General features: G+C 69.6%; 21 protein-coding genes and 1 tRNA gene. 6 read left to right on the top strand and 16 right to left on the bottom strand.

Annotated features, from left to right (window positions below; translation table 11 throughout):
• Positions 1-71: 71 nt before the first annotated feature.
• The 14 genes from IE290_RS24195 to IE290_RS24130 form a co-directional block, all read right to left on the bottom strand.
• A complete protein-coding gene (locus tag IE290_RS24195; RefSeq protein ID WP_229874685.1) occupies positions 72-542 on the bottom strand; it encodes a DUF3558 domain-containing protein in 471 nt (156 codons plus the stop codon).
• 51 nt (positions 543-593) lie between these two features.
• Positions 594-1115 (bottom strand): DUF3558 family protein, encoded by a 522-nt coding sequence (locus IE290_RS24190; protein ID WP_191246986.1) that lies wholly within the window; start codon positions 1113-1115, stop codon positions 594-596.
• Positions 1112-1555 (bottom strand): hypothetical protein, encoded by a 444-nt coding sequence (locus IE290_RS24185; RefSeq protein WP_191246985.1) that lies wholly within the window; start codon positions 1553-1555, stop codon positions 1112-1114. The genes IE290_RS24190 and IE290_RS24185 overlap by 4 nt, the downstream gene beginning before the upstream one ends.
• Positions 1556-1619: 64 nt before the next feature.
• Positions 1620-3566, bottom strand: coding sequence for an ABC transporter ATP-binding protein (locus IE290_RS24180; RefSeq protein WP_191247410.1), 1947 nt, complete (start codon positions 3564-3566; stop codon positions 1620-1622).
• On the bottom strand, positions 3566-4114 hold the full coding sequence (locus tag IE290_RS24175; protein ID WP_191247411.1) for a TetR/AcrR family transcriptional regulator: 549 nt from the start codon (positions 4112-4114) through the stop codon (positions 3566-3568). The genes IE290_RS24180 and IE290_RS24175 overlap by 1 nt, the downstream gene beginning before the upstream one ends.
• Positions 4115-4229: 115 nt before the next feature.
• Positions 4230-5549: a dihydrolipoamide acetyltransferase family protein gene (locus tag IE290_RS24170; RefSeq protein ID WP_191246984.1), complete on the bottom strand. Its 1320-nt coding sequence runs from the start codon at positions 5547-5549 to the stop codon at positions 4230-4232.
• A gap of 6 nt (positions 5550-5555) precedes the next feature.
• Positions 5556-6584, bottom strand: coding sequence for an alpha-ketoacid dehydrogenase subunit beta (locus IE290_RS24165; protein WP_191246983.1), 1029 nt, complete (start codon positions 6582-6584; stop codon positions 5556-5558).
• On the bottom strand, positions 6584-7816 hold the full coding sequence (gene pdhA / locus IE290_RS24160; protein ID WP_191246982.1) for a pyruvate dehydrogenase (acetyl-transferring) E1 component subunit alpha: 1233 nt from the start codon (positions 7814-7816) through the stop codon (positions 6584-6586). Before pdhA ends, IE290_RS24165 begins: the two co-directional genes overlap by 1 nt.
• 355 nt (positions 7817-8171) lie before the next feature.
• Positions 8172-9446: an ABC transporter substrate-binding protein gene (locus IE290_RS24155; RefSeq protein ID WP_191246981.1), complete on the bottom strand. Its 1275-nt coding sequence runs from the start codon at positions 9444-9446 to the stop codon at positions 8172-8174.
• A gap of 14 nt (positions 9447-9460) precedes the next feature.
• Positions 9461-10558: a branched-chain amino acid ABC transporter permease gene (locus IE290_RS24150; RefSeq protein WP_191246980.1), complete on the bottom strand. Its 1098-nt coding sequence runs from the start codon at positions 10556-10558 to the stop codon at positions 9461-9463.
• Positions 10558-11454, bottom strand: a complete 897-nt coding sequence (locus IE290_RS24145; protein WP_191246979.1) for a branched-chain amino acid ABC transporter permease — start codon at positions 11452-11454, stop codon at positions 10558-10560. Before IE290_RS24145 ends, IE290_RS24150 begins: the two co-directional genes overlap by 1 nt.
• Positions 11451-13262 (bottom strand): AMP-dependent synthetase/ligase, encoded by a 1812-nt coding sequence (locus IE290_RS24140; protein ID WP_191246978.1) that lies wholly within the window; start codon positions 13260-13262, stop codon positions 11451-11453. Before IE290_RS24140 ends, IE290_RS24145 begins: the two co-directional genes overlap by 4 nt.
• Positions 13259-14083, bottom strand: coding sequence for an ABC transporter ATP-binding protein (locus IE290_RS24135; RefSeq protein ID WP_191246977.1), 825 nt, complete (start codon positions 14081-14083; stop codon positions 13259-13261). The genes IE290_RS24140 and IE290_RS24135 overlap by 4 nt, the downstream gene beginning before the upstream one ends.
• Positions 14071-14862, bottom strand: a complete 792-nt coding sequence (locus IE290_RS24130; RefSeq protein ID WP_191247409.1) for an ABC transporter ATP-binding protein — start codon at positions 14860-14862, stop codon at positions 14071-14073. The genes IE290_RS24135 and IE290_RS24130 overlap by 13 nt, the downstream gene beginning before the upstream one ends.
• 154 nt (positions 14863-15016) lie before the next feature.
• Here IE290_RS24130 and IE290_RS24125 point away from each other — a divergent pair, with 154 nt between their 5' ends.
• Complete coding sequence (locus IE290_RS24125) at positions 15017-16444, top strand: M20/M25/M40 family metallo-hydrolase (protein WP_191246976.1); 1428 nt, start codon at positions 15017-15019, stop codon at positions 16442-16444.
• A gap of 21 nt (positions 16445-16465) precedes the next feature.
• Here the strand turns inward: IE290_RS24125 and lepB are convergent, their stop codons facing one another.
• Entirely contained in the window at positions 16466-17146 is a 681-nt protein-coding gene (gene lepB, locus IE290_RS24120; protein ID WP_191246975.1) for a signal peptidase I, read from the bottom strand.
• A gap of 173 nt (positions 17147-17319) precedes the next feature.
• On the opposite strand from lepB, the gene IE290_RS24115 reads away from it, so the two are divergent.
• The 5 genes from IE290_RS24115 (at position 17320) to IE290_RS24095 (ending at position 23470) form a co-directional block, all read left to right on the top strand.
• Complete coding sequence (locus IE290_RS24115; protein ID WP_191246974.1) at positions 17320-18141, top strand: transporter substrate-binding domain-containing protein; 822 nt, start codon at positions 17320-17322, stop codon at positions 18139-18141.
• 30 nt (positions 18142-18171) lie between these two features.
• Positions 18172-18981: an amino acid ABC transporter permease gene (locus tag IE290_RS24110; protein WP_191246973.1), complete on the top strand. Its 810-nt coding sequence runs from the start codon at positions 18172-18174 to the stop codon at positions 18979-18981.
• On the top strand, positions 18978-19736 hold the full coding sequence (locus tag IE290_RS24105; protein ID WP_308431374.1) for an amino acid ABC transporter ATP-binding protein: 759 nt from the start codon (positions 18978-18980) through the stop codon (positions 19734-19736). The genes IE290_RS24110 and IE290_RS24105 overlap by 4 nt, the downstream gene beginning before the upstream one ends.
• A gap of 73 nt (positions 19737-19809) precedes the next feature.
• On the top strand, positions 19810-21063 hold the full coding sequence (locus IE290_RS24100) for a hypothetical protein (protein WP_191246972.1): 1254 nt from the start codon (positions 19810-19812) through the stop codon (positions 21061-21063).
• A gap of 79 nt (positions 21064-21142) precedes the next feature.
• Entirely contained in the window at positions 21143-23470 is a 2328-nt protein-coding gene (locus tag IE290_RS24095; RefSeq protein WP_229874683.1) for a translocation/assembly module TamB domain-containing protein, read from the top strand.
• Positions 23471-23653: 183 nt separating this feature from the next.
• Here the strand turns inward: IE290_RS24095 and IE290_RS24090 are convergent.
• Positions 23654-23726, bottom strand: a tRNA-Gly gene (locus tag IE290_RS24090).
• Between the last annotated feature and the right edge of the window lie 88 nt (positions 23727-23814).

The following is a 23814-nucleotide window of genomic DNA, read 5'->3' as shown; positions in this document are numbered from 1 at the left end:
CGCGGTGGACGTCACCGAGAAGATAGCGCGATCAAGCCCCCAGCGGGGGCGGATGTGTCCGATCCGCCCGCCTACCCCTTGGGCAGCAGAGGCTCCACCCTCTCGGCGAGAGATCGCGCGTTCGGGCAGGCTTGCTGGTTGTCTTCGAAGCGAACCATCGTCGCGATCACGAGGGCACGCGCGTGCTCGCCGACCCCGATCGCGATTGCGCACCCACTGGCCGAAGTGTTGGCCTGCATCGCATCGCGTCCGTTGATCGAGGTCTCCACCACCCCGGTGTTCGTCGTGGCGAACTCGCTCAGGCCTTGCACAGAATCAAGTGCCAGGGCGTAGGTCGCGAAACCGGACTTGAGTGCGACACATTGGTTGCGTGCGCTTTTGTTCTCGCCGTGATTGAACCCCTGCCCGGTGTTGAGCTGGTCCAGGAGTTGGCAAGCGTCAAGGCCGTTGAACACATCCGTGCTGCGTGTGGTGGGCACGCTGGAGGCGGGGGCCTCAAGGCCGTTCACCGTGTTGGTGCACGCTGCTGCTGCCAGGGCCACCGATGCCACACCTGCCAAGAGGCAATGAACGCGCCTGATCAAGGCGATCCCCTACTGGACCTTCGGCAGCAGAGGTTCCACCTTTTCGGCGAGTGTTCTGGCATTCGGACATGCTTTTGGGTCGTCGGTCGTGTTGGACATGTTCACCGTCACCATTGCTCGCGCGTGTTCCGTCACCTCGATGGCAATCGCGCAGCCACCGCCCAAGATGTTCGCTTGCATGGCGTTGCGTCCGTTGATCGAGATGTCCTGCACCTCGGTGTTCGCGGCAGCGAACTCGCTCAACCCTTGCGAGGGGTCGAGCGCGAGACCGTACGAGCCGAACTGGGGTTTCAAAATCCCGCACTCGTTGCGTCGAGTTTTGTTCTCGCCGGGATTGAACCCCTGCCCGGCGTAAAGCTGATCCAGAACCTGGCACGCGTTGAGGCCGGCGAACACATCTGCGCTGCTTGTGGTCGGCGCGCTGGAGGCGGGGGTGGCGGTGCCGCTCACCGTGCTGGTGCAGGCGGCTGTTGTCAAGGCCGCGCATGCCACGCCCGCGAGCACTAGGGCGGTACGATTTTTGCTGCTCACCGCGCTCCCTGGTCCTTGAACTTGCCGAGGGCCTGTGAAGCCGCCTCGTCGGCGCTGTCGTACTTGCTGATTGCGATCTCTATGGCCTGATTGAGTGTCGTCAACATTTCTCGTGCAGCCTCGAACACCTGGACAAGTGATCGGTCATCGCCGTTCATGGCATGGAGAAAATGCGTGCTGGCCATCTTTGCGTACTCATCATTACCGAATTTGGGCGCTTGCTTCAGCAAGTAGATTCGGCGGCTCACGTCGGTCAGCTGATCCTGCATGTGGCTCACCGCGCGACGCAGGTGGGAGCCCGTTTCCTCGTCCACGGCCCAGCGGCCCGCCTGCGCGTCCGCCAGCATGCGCTTCGCGTCTGCGGTCATCGTGTTCAGTTGCTGCTCGCCGCCGAAGACGTTTGCCACCTGGCTCGCGATGTTGGTCACGTTCTCAGGCATGGGACCTCCCCTCGCTCCGGTCAGAACGGTATCGCGTCCGGCGCGCCGCGCTGTCACAACTCAGCTACGCGGCCTCCTCCAGGTACGCCGCCGCCTGGAGGGTGAACAGCGACGCGTAGTCCCCGCCCTGTGACATCAGCTCCTCGTGCGTGCCTTCCTCCGCCAGGCGGCCCCGGTCGAGCAGCAGGATCTTCTCCGCCTGCCGCACCGTCGAGAAGCGGTGCGAGATGTACAGCGTCGTCCGGCCTTCGGACAGCGCTCGCAGCCTCGTGAACAGGTCGTGCTCCGCCGCGGCGTCCAGTGCGGACGTCGGCTCGTCCAGGATCAACACCGGTGCGTCCCGCATGAACGCCCGCGCCAGCGCGATCTTCTGCCACTCGCCGCCGGACAGCGACACCCCCTGGTCGAACCACCGGCCCAGCGGGCTGTCGAACCCCCGCGGCAACCGGGAAATCCGCCCGGCGACCCCCGCTCGCTCCGCCGCCTCCTCGATCCGCGCCCGGTCGTCCAACCCGCTCAGCTGCCCCAGCCCGATGTTCTCCGCCGCCGTCCCCTGGTACGTCACGTAATCCTGGAACATCGCCGAGATCCGCGCCCGCAGCTCGTCCGGGGCGAACTCCCGCAAATCGACCCCGTCCAGCAGGATCCGGCCCTCCGTCGGGTCGTAGAGCCGGCACAGCAGCTTGATCAGCGTCGACTTCCCGGCCCCGTTCCGCCCCACCACGGCCACCGTCTCACCCGGCCGGATCTCGAACGACACCCCGTCCAGCGCCTTCTCCTCGGCCCCCGGGTAGCTGAACGACACGTTCTCAAACGACACATGCCCCCGCACCTGCTCCGGCACCGGCCGCGCCACCGCCGGCGCCGCGATCCGCGGCTCGGTCGCCAGGAACTGATACAGCGTGTCCAGGTACAGGTTGTTCTCGTACATCCCGGAGAACCCGCTGAACAGCCCCTGCACCGACGTCTGCACCGCCGCCGCGGCCGCCGTGTACAGCGCCAGGTCCCCGATCGACAACCGCCCGGCCACCGCCTCCAGCGCGATGTACAACGCGATCCCCGAACCGGCCAAAGTGGACAGCAGACTCCACGCCGTTCCCACCAGGTTCCGCCGCGTGGTCAGCCGCCGCTCGCGCGCGTAGTAGTTCTGCCCCAGCCGCCGGAACCGGTCCACCAGGTACGGCCCGAGCCCGAACAGCTTGGTCTCCTTGGCGTAGGTGTCGGTGGTGACCAGCGAGTTCAGGTAGTCCATCCGCCGCCGGATCGGGGACATCCACAGCGTCAGCATGAACGCCCGCGACCCGTACTTCGACTGCGAGATGAACGCCGGCACCGGCGCGGCCAGTGCCACCACCGCGAGCAGCGGGCTCACCGACACCAGCAGCACCACCATGCTCCCGAACGTGATCGACGTCCGCACCAGCCCCAACGCCGAGGTCAGCATCGCCACCGGCCGCTGCGGCGCCTCCTGCGACGCCTGCCGCAGCTGGTCGTAGGACTCCGAATCTTCGAAGAACTGCAGGTCCAGCTTGCTCGCGTGGTCCATCACGCGGTGCCGGATGCTCAACGTCATCCGCTCCTGCAGCAGCTGCTGCGCGGCGTTGGTCAAGGCCGTGCTGATCGCCGTCGCGGTGAACACGCCGAACTCCAGCGCCGCCAGCTGCACGATCCGGGTCGTCGAGCCGTGGCCCTGCACCGCCGCGACCACCGCGTCCAGCAGCAGTTTCGCGACGTACGCGGTGGTCGTCGGCAGCAGTCCGCTGACCAGTGTGGACAGTCCGATGAGGATTGTGATCATCGGGCTGGCCTGCCAGGCCAGCCGGACCACCCGCGGCAGACCCCGCACGGTGCCGCTCGCCGACTGCCGGAACCGCGCCAGGCGCGACCGCAGGTCCTTCGGCTCGTCCCGCACCGGGTCCGGGATGTCGACCGGCCCGGTCAACCCGCTCTCCGCGACCGTGCTGCTGGCCCGCCGCATCTGCCGTCGCAGGCCGATCGGCGCGCCGTGCATCACGCGCTCACCGCCCCGTGCAGGAACACGTCGATCAGCTCCGCCGTGGACAACCCCGCCTGGTCGTCGCGGCGCCGGGAGAACAGCAGCGACATGAAGACCGCCGCCAGCTTCTCGGCGGGCAGCCGCAACCGGTCCTCAGGGGTGAACAACTCCGTGATCGCCTCGCGCATCACGGTGAACGACTCCGTCCGCGAGCCCTTCCGGTGCCCGCCGCGCTTGAGCCGGCCGGACGAGTGCAACGCCGACATCAGCGCGCCCATCCGTTCCAGGTGGGCCGACAACGCCTCGGCGGCTTCGGTGAGCCGGTCCGGCAGCGGCTGGTCGAGCGGGATCTCGGCGATCGCCTGCAGCACGCCCTCCGGGTTGAGCGCTTCGGCGACGCACGCGTCGATCAGCTCGTCCTTGTCGGTGAACGCGCGGAAGATCGTGCCCTCGCCGATCCCGGCGGCCCGCGCGATCTGCGCGGTCGTCACGGCCGCGCCGTGCTCGACGACCAGCGGCAGCACGGCCCGCACGATCATCCCGCGACGGTCTTCGACGCTCATGCCGGGCGCCCGGCGTCTGGGGGGAGCGGTCATGCGCTCCAGTGTGCGGAGTGAGCACTCACTCCGTCAAGCGGGTGAAGAACGGGGCCGCGCCAACGCGACGCGGCCCCGGCCCTCAGTACGTGATCGCCATGGCCGGATCGGCCAGCAGCGCGCCGACGTCGGCCAGGAACTGCGAGCCCTGCTGCCCGTCGACCAGCCGGTGGTCGAAGCTCAGCGACAGCTGCAGCACCTTCCGCACCGCGAGCTGACCGTCGACCACCCACGGCGCGTCCTTGATCGCGCCGAAGGCCAGGATCGCGGCCTCGCCCGGATTGATGATCGGCGTGCCGGTGTCGACGCCGAACACGCCGACGTTGGTGATCGTGATCGTCCCGTTCACCATGTCCGCCGGCGGGGTCTTGCCCTCGCGTGCGGTCGTGGTCAGCTCGTCCAGCGCCCGCGCCAGCTCCGGCAGCGACATCGCGTCCGCGTCCCGGATCTTCGGCACCACGAGCCCCCGGGGCGTCGCCGCGGCGATGCCCAGGTGCACGTAGTCCTTGTAGACGATCTCGCCGGCCGCCTCGTCCCACGACGCGTTCACGTCCGGCGTCCGCTTCACCGCCATGCACACGGCCTTGGCGGCGAAGGCCAGCGGCGTCAGCTTCACGCCCGCGAAGTCGGGGTGCTTCTTCAGCCGCTCCCGCAGTTCCATCATCGGCGTGACGTCGATGGTCAGGAACTCCGTGACGTGCGGCGCGGTGAAGGCGCTGGAGACCATCGCCGACGCGGTCGCCTTGCGGACGCCGCGGATCGGCACCCGCCGCTCGCGGTCACCGGCGGCCACCGCGGGAGCGGCCGGGCGCGCCGCCCGCTCCACGTCCTCGCGGGTGATGATCCCGCCCTCGGCGGACCCGGTCAGCGTCGACAAGTCGACACCGAGATCCTTGGCGAGCTTGCGCACCGGCGGTTTCGCCAGCGGCACGTACCCGCCGCGAGCCGCCGCGGGCGCCGGAGCGGCCGGAACCGGAGCCGGAGTCGGAGCCGGTGCCGCCTGCGCCGGAGCAGCGGCCTTGCGCGGCCGCCGCCGGGCCTCGGTGGCCTTCGACCCGTAGCCGACCAGCGGCTTCATCTCCTCCTCCGCCGGGGCGGCCGGAGCGGGAGCGGACGAACCGTTCACCGCCTGCGCCGGAGCCGCCGACGACCCACCGGGGTCCACGTCCACGGTCAGCAGCGGCGCCCCGACCTCGACGGTGTCGCCGGCCTCGGCCAGCACCTCGGTGACCACACCGGCCCACGGGATCGGCAGCTCGACGGCGGCCTTCGCGGTCTCCACCTCGACGACGATCTGGTTGACCTTGACCTCGTCACCCGGCTGGACGCGCCAGTTCAGGATCTCGGCTTCGGTCAGGCCTTCGGCGGTGTCGGCGAGCAGGAACTGCTTGTACTCGGGCACCTCGCCTCACCAGCCCATCGCGCGGTCGACGGTGTGCAGCACGCGGTCCAGGTCCGGCAGGAAGTGCTCCTCCAGCTTGGACGGCGGGTACGGCGTGTCGAACCCGGTGGCGCGCAGCACCGGCGCTTCCAGCGAGTAGAAGCACTCCTGCTGCACGCGCGCGGCGATCTCCGAGGTGATCGACGACTCCGACGACGCCTCGCTGACCGCGACCAGCCGTCCGGTGCGGCGCACCGACTCGAACACCGGCCCGAGGTCCAGCGGCGAGATCGTGCGCAGGTCGATGACCTCCAGCGACCGGCCCTCTTCCGCCGCGGCCGCCGCCGCATCCAGGCACACCTTGACCGACGGCCCGTAGGCGACCAGCGTGCAGTCGGTGCCCTCACGTACGACCCGCGAGGCGAACAGCGGCCCGCCCGGCGTCGTGGTGTCCACTTCGGACTTCAGCTGCCCGTTGTGGTAGAGCCGCTTCGGCTCGAAGAACAGCACCGGGTCGTCGCAGGCGATGGCCTGCTGGATCATCCAGTACGCGTCGGTCGGGTTGGAGCACGACACGACCTTCAGCCCGGGGATGTGCGCGAACAGCGACTCCGGCGACTCGGAGTGGTGCTCGACCGCGCCGATCCCGCCGCCGAAGGGCACGCGCACGACCACCGGCACCTTGATCTTGCCCTGCGTCCGGTAGTGCAGCTTGGCCAGCTGCGAGGAGATCTGGTCGAACCCGGGGAAGATGAACCCCTCGAACTGGATCTCGCACACCGGCCGGAACCCGCGCACGGCCAGGCCGACCGCGGTGCCGATGATGCCGGACTCGGCCAGCGGCGTGTCCAGCACGCGCTGCTCGCCGAAGTCCTTCTGCAGCCCGTCGGTGATGCGGAAGACGCCGCCGAGCTTGCCGACGTCCTCACCGAGGATGATGACCTTGTCGTCGGCCTCCATCGCGGCGCGCAGGCCCATGTTGAGGGCCTTGCCGATGGTCAGCTTCTGCACGGCGGGCACTTCACCGTCCACTCGGGACCGAACCGGGGCGGCCATCAGCGCTCACCCGCTTCCACGAAACCGGCCAGGTAGGACAGGAACTCGTCGCGCTGGGAGTCGAGCACCGGCGACGGTTCGGCGTAGACGTTCGCGAACACGCGTTCCGGCGGCGGTTCCGGCATGTTGAAGCAGAACTCGCGCAGGTCCGCGGCGAAGGCGTCGGCCTCGGACTGGATCTGGTCGAACCACTCCTGGTCGGCGTACCCGTTGCGGGCCAGGTGCACCCGCACGCGCTCGATCGGGTCCTTGTGCTTCCACACCTCCAGCTCCTCGGAGAGCCGGTAGCGCGTCGGGTCGTCGGTGGTGGTGTGCGCGTCCATCCGGTAGGTGAACGCCTCGATCAGCACCGGGCCGTTGCCGTGGCGGCACTCCTCGAGCGCCCAGCGGGTCACCGCGAGGCAGGCCAGCACGTCGTTGCCGTCGACGCGGATGCCGGGGAAGCCGTAACCGCGGGCGCGCTGGTACAGCGGGAGCCGGGACTGGCGTTCGGTCGGCTCGGAGATCGCCCACTGGTTGTTCTGGCAGAAGAACACCAGCGGCGCGTCGTACACCGCGGCCCACACGAAGCCCTCGTGCACGTCGCCCTGCGAGGTGGCGCCGTCGCCGAAGTAGACGATGGTCGCTTCGTCAGTGCTCGATGGGTTCCCGTCACCGTCTGTGTTGCCTACCCGCCCCTCGAACTTCTGGCCCATCGCGTAGCCGGCCGCGTTGAGGACCTGGTTGCCGATCACGATGGTGTACGGGTGGAAGCCGTGGGCCTTGAAGTCCCAGCCGCCGTGGTCGGTGCAGCGGAAGATGCCCAGCAGTTCCTTGAAGTCGACACCGCGGGTGTAGGCCACGCCGTGTTCCCGGTAGCTCGGGAAGGCCATGTCCTGCGGCTTCAGCGCGCGGCCGGAGCCGACCTGCGCGGCCTCCTGGCCCAGCAGCGGGACCCAGATGCCGAGCTGGCCCTGGCGCTGCATGGCGTTGGCTTCCCGGTCGGCCCGGCGGACCAGCACCATGTCGCGGTAGAGCCCGCGCAGCGCTTCCGGGTCGATGTCGGAGATGTAGCGGTCGAACTGCGGCGAAGCGATTCGCTCGCCTTCGGGGGTGAGCAGCTGAGTCACCTCAGCGCCACCCGCGTCCGTGTTTCGCAAACCGGCGATCACCTGCTCCCGCGATGGTTGGGCGGCCTGTGCGGCCGGTCCTTCGCCGGGCTCCGGGTGCGTCCACTGTTCGGGGGACGGCATGCGCGTTCTCCTCGGTGTCCTGCCACGAGGCCGCTTGTGGCGGCCGCTGATGGCTGACCGGCGGCCACCGACGATTCGGGTCCGAAGCGCGGCAGCCGTCGGCCGTGACGGCTTACGGGGAACATCCTGACACGAACCAGGCCCGCGAGTGCAGGTCCGCGCCTGATTTGTTGCTGTGAAAGCGGGCCCTGAGCTGGGGAAACGCTCGGAAGCCCGAACGACGACCCCCCGACAGTCTGTCGTTCAGGCGCGCGCTCACCTGCCGGAAAGTGACAGACGGGCCACCTCCGTCGCGCGGAACGCTCCGGAGGTGGCCCGCCCAGGCGTGCGCAGTGACCTGCGTCACGCCACCCGGTTACAGGTTGGCCTTCGTGAACTGGTACTGCTGTGCCGCCTGTGAACTGAAGTTGTACTTGAGGGTGGCCAGGCCGAAGGGCTTCGTCGGGTCGACCTTGAACAGCGTGCTCGACCGCGGCGGGTTGCGGGTGTCGGCCGGGCCGTACTTGTAGTCGCCGGTGAGCCCGTCGAAGGACACCGTGCCCAGCTCGCTGGACGCCTTGAGGATGCCGTCGCGGGACAGGTCGCCCAGCTGGACGGCCTTCTCCAGCACCGCGGTCATCGCGCGGGCCTGGTTGTAGCCGAACGCGAAGTAGTAGTCCGGCTCCTGCTGCGGCGCGAACTGGTTCTTCCGGTTGACCATGTCGGCCATGCCCGGCACGGAGTTGTCGCCCCACTCGGTGCCCTCGGCGACGATCGTGACGTACTGCTGCAGGTACGGCGCGATCGCGGACTTGGCGAACGCCGAGGTGTAGCTCGGCGACTGCCCGTACCACCTTGGCGCGAACCGGGCCTGCGCCGCGGTGCCCCAGATCTTGGCCGCGTCCGTCGGGGTCGCGGTCAGGAACACCATCTGGCAGCCGGCGCCGGCGAGCGCGCCGATCTGGCCGGCGTAGTTCTCCGTGCCCGCCTTGAAGCGCTGCGTGTTCGCCACGGTGAAGCCGTAGCTCTTCGCGGCGAAGTCGATCCCGGCCTGACCCGCCTCGCCGTAGACGTCGTCCTGGATCATCGTGCAGATCTTCGAGTCCTTGGTGCCGCCGCCCTCGGTGAGGTAGTGGTCCATCGCGTTGATCGCCTGCACCTGGTACGGCCCGCCGACCGGCAGCAGGTTCTCCTCGCGCACCCACAACGCGTCCAGCGACGCGGGCGCGGCGAGCATCTTGTCCGCGCGCAGCTGCGGCAGCACGGCCAGCGTCGACGGCGTGCCCAGCAGCTGGGTGAACGCGACGACGTCGCCCTTGACCTTGTTGTACTGCTGCACCGCGACGTCCGGCTTGTACTGGGTGTCCTCCTGGACCAGCTCCACCTTGTACTTGCCGGCGACGCCGCCGCGGGCGTTGAGCGCGTCGAACCAGACCTTGTTGCCCGAGGTCAGCGGCTGCCCGATGACCGCGACCGGCCCGGACAGCGGCGACAGCACACCGAGCTTGATCGTGGTGCCGTCGAACCCCGTGGTGGCACCGGGGTTGCCGGCCTGCCCGCCGCCCCCGCCTTTGTCGTCGCCCGCGCCGCCGCACGCGGCGAGCACGAGTGTCGCCGCGGCCAGCACCGCCGCGGTCCGCGTTCTCTTCATGGACGCCTCCAGGACTAGTAGGAGAAGGGCCAGGCCTTGAAGTAGGTCTTGACGCGCAGCCAGATGCCCGCGAGCCCGCGTGGTTCGAGCACCAGGAACAGCACGATCAGCAACCCGAAGATGGCCTGGTTGAGGGCGAACACACTGATGAACCCCGAATCGCCCACGCTCGTCTGGACGCCGGGTATGACGTCGCTGTAGCGGTCGATCAACGCGGGCAGCGCGCCGACGAACAGCGCTCCGAGCACCGATCCGAAGACCGTGCCCAGGCCGCCGACGATGATCACCGCGATGTACTGGATGGACAGCAGCAGGTTCCACTCGTCCGGGCTGACGAACTGCTGGTAGGACCCGAACAACGCGCCGGCCACCGACGCGATCCCGCTGGAGATCATGAACGCGCCGATCTTGTACCGGCCCGCCCGCACGCCGATCACCTCGGCGGCCTGGTCGCGGTCCCGCACCGCCTGCAATGCGCGGCCGGGGCGGGTGCGGGCCAGGTTCTTCACCAGCAGCGCGACCAGCCCGACCAGCGCCCACACCAGCCAGAACCAGCCCTGGTTGCGCGAGTAGCTCTCGCCGAAGATCGACAGGTCGGAGAAGTTTACCGGCCCGATCGCGGCACCGGCGTTCACCGAGGTGCCCGAGTTGCCGCCGGTGAAGTCCTTCAGGTTGCGCCACAGGTGCTCGCCGACGAACACCAGCCCGAGCGTCACGATCGCCAGGTAGTGGCCGCGCAGCCGCAGCGTGAACGGCCCGATCAGCCCGCCCAGCAGTGCCCCGATCCCGGCGGCCGCGAGCAGCCACAACGGGAACGGCAGGCCGAAGTCGCCGCCGACCTTCGCCGTGACGTAGGCGCCCGCGCCGATGAAGAACGCGTGCCCCAGCGAGATCTGCCCGCAGTAGCCGGTGAGCAGGTTGAGGCCGATCGCGCCGACCGCTGTGATGCCGGCGTAGATGAGCACGGACAGCCAGAAGTCGTCCTGCACCACCGTCGGCAGCACCAGGAAGACCGCGATCATCAGCGCCAGCCCGAACTTCGACATCGGCGAGCCGAACAGGCGCAGGTCCTGGGCGTAGTCCCGGACGAGGTTGCGGTGCGGCTTGGGCATCAGATCCTCCGGACGTCCTTGGTTCCCAGCAGGCCGTACGGCCGGATCAGCAGGATCACGATCATCAGCAGGTAGGGCACGATGATCGACACGTTGTCGCCCGCCCAGGAGAACAGCTGGTCCTGGTAGCCGCGGGTGAGCGCCTCGGCCAGCCCGATCACGATGCCGCCGAGCACCGCGCCCGCGGGCGAGTCGAGCCCGCCGAGGATCATCGCCGGGAACGCCGCGAGCGCGATGAACCCGATCGACGGGGACAGCCCGCCCGGCCCGGCCGCCATGGTGATCCCGGCGAGCGCGGCCAGCGCCGAGGCGATCGCCCACGACACCGCGTACACCCGGCGTGCGCTGATCCCCTGCGCCAGCGCCGCTTCCGGGTCGAACGCGGTGGCCCGCATCGCCAGGCCGAGCGAGGTGAAGCGGAAGAAGAGGAAGAACCCGACGACCACCGCCGCGGTCAGCCCGATCGTCCACAGGTCCCGCACGCCGAAGACGATCCCGCCCGCTTCGACGGTCTGGATGTTCCACGGGTTTTCCACCTGCTTGTTCTCGAAGCCCCAGATCGCGGTGATCAGCGGTTCGAGCACGAACAGCAGGCCGATGGTGATCATGATGACCGCGAACGGCGGCTGCCCCACCATGCGCCGCAACACGATCCGCTCGAACCCGGCGCCGACCAGCGCGGCCGACGCGCACGCCAGCAGGATCGCCACCGCGAACGCGATCGCGAGGTTGTTGGCGAAGGTGAAGCCCAGGTAGGCGCCCAGCGCGAGCAGCCCGCCCTGGGCGAAGTTGATCACGCCGGTCGACTTGTAGATGACCACGAAACCCAGCGCCACCAGGGCGTAGGTGGAGCCGAGCGCGAGCCCGGCGAAGCAGTTCTGCAGGAACGTCGTCACCGGTACATCGCCTCGATCTCGTCGGCGAACCGCTGCTCGATCGCGCGGCGCTTGACCTTCTGCGTGGCGGTCAGCTCGCCGTCCTCGTGATCGAGTTCCTTGCCGATCAACGAGAACCGCTTGATCTGCTCGACCTGCGAGAACTCCCGGTTGGTCTCGTCGACCACCTGCTGGATCAGCGCCCGCACCTCGGGCTTGGCCGAGAGGTCCGCGTACGTCGTGTACGCCAGGTTGCGCCGGGTCGCCCAGTTGCCGACCGTCTCGGCCTCGATGCCGATCAACGCCGTCAGGAACTTGCGGCGGTCGCCGATCACGATGGCCTCGCGCACGAACGGCGAGACCTTGAGCCGGTTCTCGATCTCCGACGGCGAGATGTTCTTGCCGCCCGCGGTGATGATGATGTCCTTCTTGCGGTCGGTGATCCGCAGGAAGCCGTCGTCGTCGATCTCGCCCACGTCGCCGGTGTGCAGCCAGCCCTCCGCGTCGACCGCCGCCGCGGTGGCCTCCGGGTTGCGGTAGTAGCCCTGGAAGACCCCGGCCGAGCGGGTGAGGATCTCGCCGTCGCCGGCGATCCGCACCTCCACCCCCGCCAGCGGTTTGCCGACCGCGCCGAGCCGCACGTCGCCTTCCGGCGTCAGTGTCGCGAGCGCGGTGTTCTCGGTCTGCCCGTAGCCCTCGCGCACCGGCACCCCGATGGCCCACAGGTATTCCAGGACCTGCGGCGCGATCGGCGCGGCGCCGGACAACGCGGTGCGGACCCGGACCAGGCCGAGTTTCTCCCGCAGGGCGCGGAAAACGAGGACTTCGGCCAGCCACAGGCGGATCCGGTCGGCCGCGGACAGCCGCCCGGTCATCCGCCGCGGCGCGATGCGGCGGCCCTGCGCCAGCCAGAACCGGTAGAGCCCGCGCTTGAGGCGGGAGGCGTCGGCCATCCGGATCTCGGTGCCGGCCAGCATCTTCTCCCACACGCGCGGCACGCCGAGGAAGACGGTCGGCTGCACGTCGCGCAGGTCGTTGAGGAACGACGGCCCGCCCTCGCCGAAGTTGACCACCGAACCGGCCCACACCGAGTCGATCACCGAGGTCAGCCGTTCGGCGATGTGGCACAGCGGCAGGTAGGACAGCACCTCGTCGTCCGGCCCGCCGCCGAGCGCGGTGAGGAACGTGCGCCCGGCCGCCACCAGGTTGGCGTGCGAGATCATCGCGCCCTTGGGCGGTCCGGTGGTGCCCGAGGTGTAGACGAGGATCGCGGTCGCCGCCGGATCGAGCCGCGCCACCGCGTCCGCGTAGTCGCGGAGAGCGTTGTCCCGCGGGCGTTCCAGCTGCTCGAACGTCATCAGGTCGGGCAGCGCCTCGACCCGCACGCCACGTGGGTCCATCACGACCAGGTGCCGCAGCTCGGGCAGCCGGCCGCGCACGGCCAGCGCCTTGTCCAGCTGCTCCTCGTCCTCGGCGATCAGCACCTTCGCGCCGGAGTGCGACAGCAGGTACTCCACCTCGGTCTCCGGCGAGGTCGGGTAGACGCCCATGCTGATCGCGCCGATGCCCTGCACGGCCAGGTCGGCGACCACCCACTCCGGCCGGTTCTCGGCGTGGATGGCGACCCGGTCGCCCGGCTCGACGCCCAGTTCCCGCAGGCCGGCGGCCACGTTGGCGACCCGCTCGGCGTATTCGGCCCAGGTCCACTCGCGCCAGCGGCCGCGGTGCTTCTCCCGCATCGCGGTCTGGTCGCCCAGCGTGCGGGCGTGTTGCAGCAGCCGCGCGGGCAGGGTCTTCACTTCGGCCGGCGCGGCCAGTGTCGTGCTCATCGCGCACCGCCCAGGTAGGCCTCGATCACGGCGGGGTGGTTCTGGATCTCCGACGGCTTGCCGGTGGCGATCGCTACGCCGAAGTCCAGCGCGAGCACCCGGTCGGCGAGGTCCATGACCAGGCGCATGTCGTGTTCGACGAGGATCATCGCCAGGCCCAGCTCCCGCCGGACCTCGACCAGGTACCGCGCGGTGTCCTCGGTCTCCTCCAGGTTCATGCCGGCGACCGGCTCGTCGAGCAGCAGCAGCGACGGCTCCATCGCCAGGGCCCGGCCGAGTTCGGCGCGTTTCGCCACGCCGTAGGGGAGCAGGCCGGCCGGCATCCGGCGGTACGGCTCGAGTTCGAGCAGCTCGACGATCTCCTCGACGGCCGCGCGGTGCCGGACCTCTTCGCGCTTGGCCCGGCCCCACCACAACATCCCGGTGCCGAAGCCGGTGCGCATCAGGTGGTGGCGGCCGAGCATCAGGTTCTCGATGAGGGTGAGGTGCTCGAACAGGCCGAGGTTCTGGAAGGTGCGGGCCACGCCCATCGCGGCGATCGCGGCGGGGTGGCGGCCGACGAGACGCTGGCCGTCGAGCGTGATCGAGCCCTCCTGCGGGCGGTAGACGCCGTTGAGGCAGTTGAAGATCGACGTCTTGCCGGCGCCGTTCGGGCCGATCACGGCGAACAGCTCACCACGGCCGACCTCGAAGCTGACGCCGTCCAGCGCGGTGACGCCGCCGAACCGCAGCGTCAGGTCGCGGACCTCGAGGATCGGGCGATCGGTATCGGCTTCGTCCTCCCGGGCGGGTGCGGGGTCGCTGGTGGTCACGCGCTCCATCGCTTCTTCCTCCGGTAGCTCTTGACTTCGGCGAAGCTGCGCCGCTGTCCGTGCTGGGCGGCGCCGAGGTAGAACTCGCGGATGTCCTCGTCGGCGAGGAGGTCGGCGGCGGGACCGTCCTTGACGACCTTCCCGGTCTCCACCACGTAGCCGAACCCGGCGATCGACAGCGCCATCACGGCGTTCTGCTCGACCAGCAGGACGCTGGTGCCCTGGCCGTTGATCTCGACGATGATGTCCCGCACCTGCTCGACGAGCTTGGGCGCGAGGCCGAGCGAGGGCTCGTCCAGCAGCAGGAGCTTCGGCGAGGCCATCAGCGCCCGGCCGATGGCGAGCATCTGCTGTTCGCCGCCGGAGAGGTAACCGGCGATCGAGCGGCGGCGGTCCTTGAGCACGGGGAACAGGTCCATCACCCGGGCGTAGGACTCGCGGACCTCGGTGCGGGAGCGGCGGGTGTAGGCGCCGGTGCGCAGGTTCTCGTCGACGGTGATCTCGGCGAAGATCCGCCTGCCCTCCATCACCTGCGCGATGCCCTTGCGCACCACGTCGGCCGGATCGGCGCCGGTGATGTCCTCGTCGCGGATGCGGACCGTGCCCTTGGTGATCTTGCCCCGGTGCGGCACGAGCAGGCCGGTGATCGCCCGCAGCAGGGTCGTCTTGCCCGCCCCGTTCGCGCCCAGCAGCGTGACGATCGCGCCGTCGGGGACCTCCAGGCTGAGTCCCCGCAGGACGAGCACCACGTCGTCGTACACCACTTCGAGGTTGTTCACCGACAACACGGGTGGTGACAAGGCGTGCCCTCCGTTCCTCGTTGAACCGGGCGAATTGTCCCCAATGTGGGTGATTGAGATCACATTGAATACGGAAGGTGGCTGCCGGTCACGAGCAGCGGCCAATGCGGAGCCGAACTGTGACCTGGAGATGGCTGGCAGAATGGCCCGGGTGGAGCAAACGACCGTGCGTGAAACCGTCCGGCGCCTCTGGTCCGACGAGGTGCTGCCGAGCCTGAGCGGCCTGGTGGAGATCCCCGCCCTGTCGCAGGCGTTCGACCCCGACTGGGCCGCCAACGGGCACCTCGCCGCCGCGGTGCGGCACGTGCAGAACTGGATCAGCGGTCGCGGGCTGCCCGGCGCGACGATCGACGTCGTACAGGTGGACGGCCGCAGCCCGGTGCTGCTGGTCGACGTCCCGGCCACCCCTGGCGCGGAGGATCGCGGCACGGTTCTGCTCTACGGCCACCTCGACAAGCAGCCCCCGGTCGGCGGCTGGGCCGAGGGGTTGGGCCCGTGGACGCCGGTGGTGCGCGACGGCAGGCTGTACGGCCGCGGCTCGGCGGACGACGGGTACGCCGGCTACGCGGCGACAGCGGCGCTGGAGGCCGTGCACTCGGCCGGTGGCGCGCACGCGCGCTCGGTGATCCTGCTGGAGACCGGCGAGGAGTCGGGCAGCCCCGACCTGCCGGTGTACCTGGAGCACCTGTCGGAGCGGCTGGGTCGCGTGACGTTCGTGGTGTGCCTGGACTCCGGCGGCAACGACTACGAGCGGCTGTGGCTGACCACGAGCCTGCGCGGGCTGGCGCAGGTGCACGTGACGGTGCGGGTGCTGGAGGCGTCGGCGCACTCCGGGCTGGCGAGCGGGGTGGTGCCCAGCTCGTTCCGGGTGCTGCGGCAGCTGCTGGACCGCATCGAGGACCCGGCGACGGGCGAGATCAAGCTGGCCGAGCTGAACGTGGCGATCCCGGAAAACCGCCGCGCGGAGGCGGCCGCGACGGTCGCGGTGGCCCCCGGCGCGATCAGCGGTTCGTTCCCGCTGATGCCCGGGATGAGCCCGGTGTCGGACGACGAGCTGGAGCTGCTGCTGAACCAGTCGTGGCGGCCCACGCTGTCGGTGATCGGCGCGTCCGGTTTGCCCGAGCCGGCGAACGCGGGCAACGTCCTGCGCGACCACACGACGCTGGCGCTGAGCTTCCGCCTCCCCCCGACGGCCGATTCCGCGGCCGCGCTGAACGCGGTCGAGAAGGCGCTGACCACGGACGTGCCGTACGGCGCGGTGGTGGAACTGTCCGGTGTGGAGGCCGCGGACGGCTGGAACGCGCCCGAGGCGTCCCCGTGGCTGGCCTCGGCGCTGGAGCAGGTCAGCGACGAGGTCTTCGGAGCGCCGTGGCGCAGCGTCGGCCTCGGCGGGTCGATCCCGTTCATGGGCCTGCTGGGCGAGAAGTACCCGGAGGCCCAGTTCCTGGTCACGGGGGCGCTCGGCCCCGACTCGAACGCCCACGTCCCGAACGAGTGGCTGCACCTGGCCCAGGCGCAGCGCCTGACCGAGGCGGTGGCACACATGCTGAACGCCCACGCGCGAGGCTGATCGTCGGTCGCCCGGCCCGGGTCAGGGGCGTACCCGCCTGGGCCGGGCGACGGCGAGCACCAACCACACCAGCCCGCTGAGGAACACCGCGACCCCGGCCCCGATCACCAGGAGCCGCGTCCGCTGATCCGGCGACTCCGGCAGTCGTCGACCCGACAGCCCCGCGTCGGCGAAAGCGCTGGTGGGGACGAGGTTCGCCCCGTTGACGGCCACCACCCTGGCCCGGACGTCGGACATCGGGATCGCGCCGGCGTTCGGTCCGGAGAGGTGCATGCGCGAGTCGGCGGAGTTGTTCCGCCAGTCCCCGAGGACGAACACGCTGCCGGCCGGCACCTGCGCGCTGAAGGTGTACGTGGGTCCGTCACGCAGCAGGTACTCCTCCTCGACGGGCACGCCGTTCACCAGGAGCCGGCCGGCCCCGTCGCAGCAGGCCACGGTGTCCCCGCCGACACCGACCACCCGCTTCACGAACAGCGGCGCGTGCCCCCACGACGCACCGCTGAACACGATCACGTCGCCGTGGCGGACATCGCCATCCGCGTCCACGAGCGTGAGCTGGTCGCCCTGCCGCAGCGTCGGTTCCATGGACGAGGCCGGAAGCTCGACGCTGTCGTAGCGGAGCACGGACCACAGGCCGGCCGCGGCCGCGATCACGAGGCCGAGGGTCATCACGGTGGCCGGCAGCCACCAGCGGTTCTTCACGATCGAAGATCGCTCCGGCCCCGGCGATCGTTTCGCCGGAGGGTCACCTGTCCGTAACCAACCGGTTACCAAGCAGCCCCGAAATGCGGCCGTAACCACTCGATGCTGTGCGTGACGACCTCCAAGTGGCAGGATGCGTGCACTCGATAAGTATGACCTACTAGGAGTAAACCGTGTCGCGTCGTTCGTTACGCAATGCGCTTGTTCTGTCGGCCACGCTCGCCATCGCGGCGACCGCCACGGCGTGCGCGCAGGAGGTCAACACCGGCGGCGACACCCAGGCTGGAGGGCAGATCTCCCTCAAGGAGACCGGCTTCCTCACCACCTGCACCCACCTGCCGTACGCGCCGTTCCAGTTCACCGAGGGTGACAGGACCGTCGGGTTCGACGTGGACCTCGTGGACCTGATCGCGCAGAACCTCGGGGTGAAGCAGAAGATCTTCGACACCCCGTTCGAGGGCATCGAGTCGGGCGAGTCGCTCAACACGGGCCAGTGCGACGTGGCCGCGGCCGCCATGACGATCACCCCGGAGCGGCAGGGCGTGATGGACTTCTCGGTCGGCTACTTCGACGCCAACCAGGCGCTGCTGGTCAAGAAGGGCTCCGGCATCGACAGCCTGGAGAAGCTGCGCGGCAAGAAGCTCGGCGTCCAGCTGGGCACCACCGGTGAGGACTACGCCGAGGCGAACAAGGCGCAGTACGGCTACGAGATCGTCCAGTTCGAGGACCTCGCCCTGGAGCAGACGGCCGTCAAGACCGGGCAGGTCGACGCGGGCATCAACGACAACTCGGTGCACTACGAGTTCCTCAAGACCAACCCGGACGTCGAGGTGACCACCGAGTTCAAGACCGGTGACCAGTACGGCGTGGCGGTGCGCAAGGGCAACGGCGCGCTGCTGGCGAAGGTCAACGAGGTCATCAACGCCGCCAAGGCGGACGGCCGCTACGACGCGATCTACCAGAAGTGGTTCAACAGGCTGCCGGAAAGCAAGTAACCGGACGCCACTTCTGCGAGGAGTTCCACCGTGGCGATGTCTCGCCGTAAACGCGCCCAGCTGTTCCGGGGCGCGCAGTACGCGCTGCTGGTGATCGTCATCCTGGTCGCGGCCTTCGTGGCCGACTGGGGCGAGATCCAGCGCGCGTTCTTCAACGTCGGCGCGGCCCGCGCGCAGTTCCCCGGCGTCATCACGACGGCACTGGTCAACACCATCGTCTACACGGCGCTGGGGTTCGCGTTCGGGCTGGCCGTCGGTCTCGTGCTGGCGCTGATGAAGCTGTCGCCGGTCGGGCCGTACCGCTGGATCGCGACCGTCTACATCGAGTTCTTCCGCGGTGTGCCGGCGCTGCTGGTGTTCATCACGCTCGGGTTCGGGGCGCCGCTCGCGTTCGGGCTGAAGTTCGACATCTACTCCACCGTCATGCTGTCGCTGGGCCTGGTCGGCTCCGCCTACATCGCGGAGACGATCCGGGCCGGCATCCAGGCGGTGCCCGCCGGTCAGCGGGAGGCGGCGCGGTCGCTGGGCATGTCCCAGGGGCGGGCGATGATCTCGATCGTCATCCCGCAGGCGTTCCGCATCATCCTGCCGCCGCTGACCAACGAACTGATCCTGCTCACCAAGGACTCGTCGCTGATCTACCTGCTGGGCCTGGCCCGCGACGAGTACGAGCTGACGAAGTTCGGCCGGGAGGGCCTGAACGCGACCGGGTCGCTGACGCCGATCCTGCTCGCGGGCCTGTGCTACCTGATCATCACGATTCCGCTGGGCTACCTGTCCCGGTACCTGGAACGGCGCACCGGGCGCAAGAGCGAACGCGGACTGGAGGTCGAGGCGTGACCGGCGACGTGATCGTCCAGGTGACCGGGCTGCACAAGGCGTTCGGCAGGCTGGAAGTGCTCAAGGGCATCGACCTGGAGGTGCGCCGCGGGCAGGTGGTCTGCATCATCGGGCCGTCCGGCTCGGGCAAGTCGACGCTGCTGCGCTGCGTCAACCTGCTGGAGGAGCCCAACGGCGGCACGGTGGTGGTGAACGGGTTCGAGATCACCGACCCGGACATCGACATCGACCGCGCGCGGCGGGGCATCGGCATGGTGTTCCAGTCGTTCAACCTGTTCAGCCACCTGTCGGTGCTGGACAACCTGACCATCGCGCAGCGCAAGGTCCTCAAGCGGGACAAGGCCGAGGCCGAGCGGATCGCGCTGGAGAACCTGCGCAAGGTCGGGCTGACCGGCAAGGAACGCTCGCTGCCCACGCAGCTGTCCGGCGGCCAGCAGCAGCGGGTGGCGATCGCGCGGGCGCTGTCGATGGACCCGGACGTGATGCTGTTCGACGAGCCGACGTCCGCGCTGGACCCGGAACTCGTCGGCGACGTGCTCGCCGTGATGCGCCAGCTGGCCCGCGACGGCATGACGATGCTCGTGGTCACCCACGAGATGCAGTTCGCACGCGAGGTGGCGGACACGGTGCTGTTCATGGACGGCGGCGTGGTCGTCGAGCAGGGCCCGCCGGCCCAGGTGATCGGGGACCCGCAGCACGAGCGGACGCAGACGTTCCTGTCGCGCGTGCTGAACCCCGCCCACGTCGACGAGTAGTAGCGCGGGAACCCCCTCGTCCGCGACGATCGTCGGAGCCAGGCGGGCGATCGTCGCGGGGAGGGGTGCACGGATGCCGGTGTTGTACTTCGCGCACAGCTACCGCGAGCGGGACGCGCGCGTCGTCGACTACTTCGGCCGCCTGATGCGCAGCGAAGGCCTGGTGCCCAGCCTCGATCCACCATCGGACTCGGTCAACGGCGCGAAGCTGCAGCGCCACCTCAACGCCAGTGACGGGATGATCGCCGTGCTGAGCCGCCGTGAGGACGGCACGTCGCCGCACATCCTGTTCGAACTCGCGCTGGCGATGCGGGCGGGGTTCCCGGTGCTCGTCTTCATCGAGGACACGCTGCCGAACGACGCGGTGTCACCGCACGTTCCGCAGCAACGGTTTTCCTACCGGTCGTTCCTGCGCCAGGCTCCGGCGCACCGCCAGGCGTTGAGGTTCTTCAAGGCCTACCTCGCCTCGACGCCACCCGGCGGTTACGTGCCACTCGGCCGCCGCCGTTCCTGCCTCATCGTCCAGTCCGCTCCGGCACGGTTGGTCGATGCGACCGCGCGCTGGATAGCGCAGTACGCGGAGTACGAGGTGGGCGTCCTGGACCAGCGGGCCGACTCGCCGCCGTGGCGGCCGTTCGACGAGATCCGGTCCGCCTCCGTGCTGGTCACCTTCGCTTCCAGCGGACAGCCCAGGGATCACCTGACCGGCTTCGCGACGGCCGCGGGCGTGCCGACGATCGAACTGACCGCGGATTCCGGCTACCGCCACCACCCGGCGATCCCCGACGAGTACCAGCCTCGGCTGGTGCGTGGGACGGAGGAGCTGCCCGGAGTCCTCGCCACCGAGTTCGAGCTCTTCGAGCAGGACTTCCTCGAGTTGACCGACCAGGACGCGGTCGACCGCTACACGTCCTTCCTCGTTGATCTCGAGGGGGACTACGACTCGACGACCCGCGAGACCGCGATGGAGGTTGTGATGGGTGACAAGTACGAGGTCTCCGGCCAGGCGGGCGCCGTCGGCCGGAACGCGCGCGCGAAGGACATGACGTTCCAGCAGGTCTGGCAGGGCGAAGGTGACCGCCTGGATCTCCCGAGGCTGGCCGGTGAACTGGAGATCCTCCGGTTGGAGCTGAAGCGCCAGGCGACGACGCGCGAGCACGACGCCGTCGTGGCCGAGATCGGTGCGGCCGCGGAGGCGGCCGAGCGCGGCGACGGTCCGGAAACACTCAGCCGCCTGCAGCGAGCCGGCAAGTGGGCACTGGGCGCGGCGACCGCGATCGGCACCGGAGTTGCTGCCGCGGCCATCAAAGTGGCGATAGGCTTCTAGCGCATCGGCCTGGGAACCCACCGGCCCGCCCGTTCGTCGGACCCCTGTGGGCAGGCGGGTGAAGGAGGGGGAGTCACGGATGCCGGTAGGCCAGCCGGGGCAGGTGGAGCGGGAGCTGCCGCCCCTGGATCCCTTCCGCGGGGTGCCCGACCGGCGCTACCACCTCGCTGCGGACGAGCTGCTCAAACCGTTGCTGGAGCCGGAAAGCGGCGGGCTGTTGCGGTGGCGCAAGCAGACCAGCAACGCCCCGATCCTCGCTGTGGAAAACGCTTACATCACCGGCAGGCTGGACCTGCGCGGGGCCGACCTGGACTGCCTGTTCCGCTTCGAGAACTGCCGGTTCGAGCACCCGCCGGACGTGCGTGAGGCCAAGATCCTCGGGCTGGTGTTCCGGCGCTGCTGGCTGCCCGGCCTCAAGGCCCGCAACCTGCGCAGCCGCAACGACGTCCGCCTGATCCGCTGCGTCGTGCAGGTCCTGCCGGGCAGCGACGACGGTGAAACCGCCGTGCAGCGCGGCGACACCCGCGAGCGTGGCGTGCCGGACGCCGCCATCAACCTGACCGACGCTGTCGTCGAAGGGTCGGTCGTCCTGACCCGCACCGCGGTGGACTACCCGCAGGGCCGCGCGATCCAGGCCGACCGGCTGAAGATCACCGGCGCGCTGCTGGCCTACCGGATGCAGACCGAGGGCGAGGTCCGTCTCCCGGGCATGCGCACCGGCGGCAACGTGAACTTCTCCGGCGCCAAGCTGCGCAACCCGGACGGCTTCGCGCTCGACGGGAACGGCGCGCACATCGGCGGCAGCCTGCTGTGCGAGGTGGACAACTTCGGCGCCGCCAGCACGCGGCAGCCGTTCTCCGCGCACGGTGTGCTGCACCTGCCGAGCATGCGCGTCAACGGCGACATCGTGCTGCGCGCCGCCGAGCTGGTCAGCGAGCAGCAGGGCCGGATCGTGGTGGAGGCGTGGAAGTCCAGCGACCCGTACGTCGACCCGTGGCCGGCGCTGGTCGGCGACCGGTGGCAGGTGGACGGCAACGTCGAGCTGTCCGACGGGCTGTCCGCGGTCGGCACGCTGCGCATGATCAACGCGAAGATCGGCGGCACGCTGCGCCTGGCCCGCGCGCGCATCACCGTGCCGCGCGGCTCGGTCGAGCCGTACTACGACCGCGCGCTGCACCTGGACGGTTCGCAGATCAGCAGCGACCTCGAGGCGACCGGGCTGGAGGTCCCGTCCGGGCAGCTGCGCATGGCCGACGTGACGGTCCGCGGCAACCTGCTCGCCGGCCGGGTGCACCTGCGGCACGCGGAACGCGACGTGTTGTCCGCCCGCCGCATGACGGTGGCCGGCAACTTCCACCTGCACGAGGCGACCATCGAGGGCACGCTGCGGCTGCAGGGCATCGAGGTCGGCGGCAGCGTCTACCTCTACGGCACCGACGTCACCAAACCCGCGGTGCGCAACCGGACCAGTTTCTCGGTGGACCTGCGCACCGTGCGGGTGGGCCGCGACATGACCCTCACCAACGCCGGTGAGCAGCCGTTCCACGCCGAGGGTGGCGTGAACATGGACGGCGCCACCGCGGGCCGCCGCATCGACTTCACCGGTGCGGTGCTGGGCTCGTACAACAAGCACGCGATCGCGCTGGACGCCAGTGATGTGGGCGCGGACGAGTTCCTGCTCAACTTCGCCGCGCCCGCGACGGGCAGCATCGTGCTGCGGCACGCGCACTGCCAGACGCTGGAGGACAACGACCAGTTCTGGCAGGCCGAGGGCGGGATCGAGCTCGAGGACTTCCGCTACGACGTGCTCAAGCGCCCGATCGACATGAAGGACGACGCCGCGGTGCGGGACCGCATCGAGCGGCTGCGCACCGCGATGGCCGGCTACCGGCCGGGCCCCTACGACCAGCTCGCCGCGATGTTGCGCAACAGCGGCAACGAGGAGCACGCCTCGACGGTGCTGTTCAAGAAGCAGCAGTACCGCTACGAGGCGCTGGCGCAGGGCTACCGCGTGCTCGGCCCGGGTGTGCGGTTGTGGAGCTGGCTGCAGCGGTGGATGGTCGGCTACGGCTACCGTCCGGTGCGGGCGCTGGCCTGGCTGATCGCGCTGCTGGCGGCCGGCAGCATCTACTTCGGCATGGGCACGGACTCGTGTGTGACCGACCCGGCCCGGTACATGGTGAGCGGTCCGCGTTGCGCCGTGGACCAGCAGGAGACCGGCCTGGAGTGGAACCCGGTGCTGTACACGCTGGATCTGCTGGTGCCGATCGTCGATTTCGGCAACAAGGGCCGCTGGTACATGCACGACCTGGACAAGTGGGTCTCGAACGGCTTCACCGCGATGGGCTGGATCCTCGCCACCACAGTCGCCGCCGGAGCCGGCCGAATGATCCGCCGAGATTCCTAACGCCACACGATCAGGTGAATTCGAACGCGCAACTCGCGGCACAAAAGGGCCAGGCAGGCGACTCGCGTGGGGGGTCCAGGGGGGCGAAGCCCTCCCTGGCGGGGGTTTGGGGGTCCGACCCCCAATGCAATGGCGAGTAGCCCCGGCGAAGCGCAAAGCGCGAGCAGGGGTGGGCCAGCTACGAGCGGACGACGGGATTCGAACCCGCGACCCTCACCTTGGCAAGGTGATGCGCTACCAGCTGCGCTACGTCCGCGCGCTCCGGTTCAACCGGTGCGGGGGACAGTCTATACGGGTGCGGTTCGCCGGGTTGACGGGGTGGCCTTGTTGGGGTGATCTTGGGT

The sequence above is a fragment of the Amycolatopsis deserti genome (genome assembly GCF_014653945.1).
Classification (GTDB): domain Bacteria; phylum Actinomycetota; class Actinomycetes; order Mycobacteriales; family Pseudonocardiaceae; genus Amycolatopsis_E; species Amycolatopsis_E deserti.
The sequence above is the reverse complement of the archived record's forward strand: the minus strand, read 5'-3'. Positions and strand labels throughout refer to the sequence as shown.

Coding starts and splice junctions, on each gene's coding strand:
- IE290_RS24185 (WP_191246985.1), bottom strand. CDS start 1,555: ATGCCTGAGAACGTGACCAACATCGCGAGCCAGGTGGCAAACGTCTTC.
- IE290_RS24180 (WP_191247410.1), bottom strand. CDS start 3,566: ATGCACGGCGCGCCGATCGGCCTGCGACGGCAGATGCGGCGGGCCAGC.
- IE290_RS24175 (WP_191247411.1), bottom strand. CDS start 4,114: ATGAGCGTCGAAGACCGTCGCGGGATGATCGTGCGGGCCGTGCTGCCG.
- IE290_RS24165 (WP_191246983.1), bottom strand. CDS start 6,584: ATGGCCGCCCCGGTTCGGTCCCGAGTGGACGGTGAAGTGCCCGCCGTG.
- pdhA (WP_191246982.1), bottom strand. CDS start 7,816: ATGCCGTCCCCCGAACAGTGGACGCACCCGGAGCCCGGCGAAGGACCG.
- IE290_RS24155 (WP_191246981.1), bottom strand. CDS start 9,446: ATGAAGAGAACGCGGACCGCGGCGGTGCTGGCCGCGGCGACACTCGTG.
- IE290_RS24150 (WP_191246980.1), bottom strand. CDS start 10,558: ATGCCCAAGCCGCACCGCAACCTCGTCCGGGACTACGCCCAGGACCTG.
- IE290_RS24140 (WP_191246978.1), bottom strand. CDS start 13,262: ATGAGCACGACACTGGCCGCGCCGGCCGAAGTGAAGACCCTGCCCGCG.
- IE290_RS24135 (WP_191246977.1), bottom strand. CDS start 14,083: ATGGAGCGCGTGACCACCAGCGACCCCGCACCCGCCCGGGAGGACGAA.
- IE290_RS24125 (WP_191246976.1), top strand. CDS start 15,017: ATGGCCCGGGTGGAGCAAACGACCGTGCGTGAAACCGTCCGGCGCCTC.
- IE290_RS24100 (WP_191246972.1), top strand. CDS start 19,810: ATGCCGGTGTTGTACTTCGCGCACAGCTACCGCGAGCGGGACGCGCGC.
- IE290_RS24095 (WP_229874683.1), top strand. CDS start 21,143: ATGCCGGTAGGCCAGCCGGGGCAGGTGGAGCGGGAGCTGCCGCCCCTG.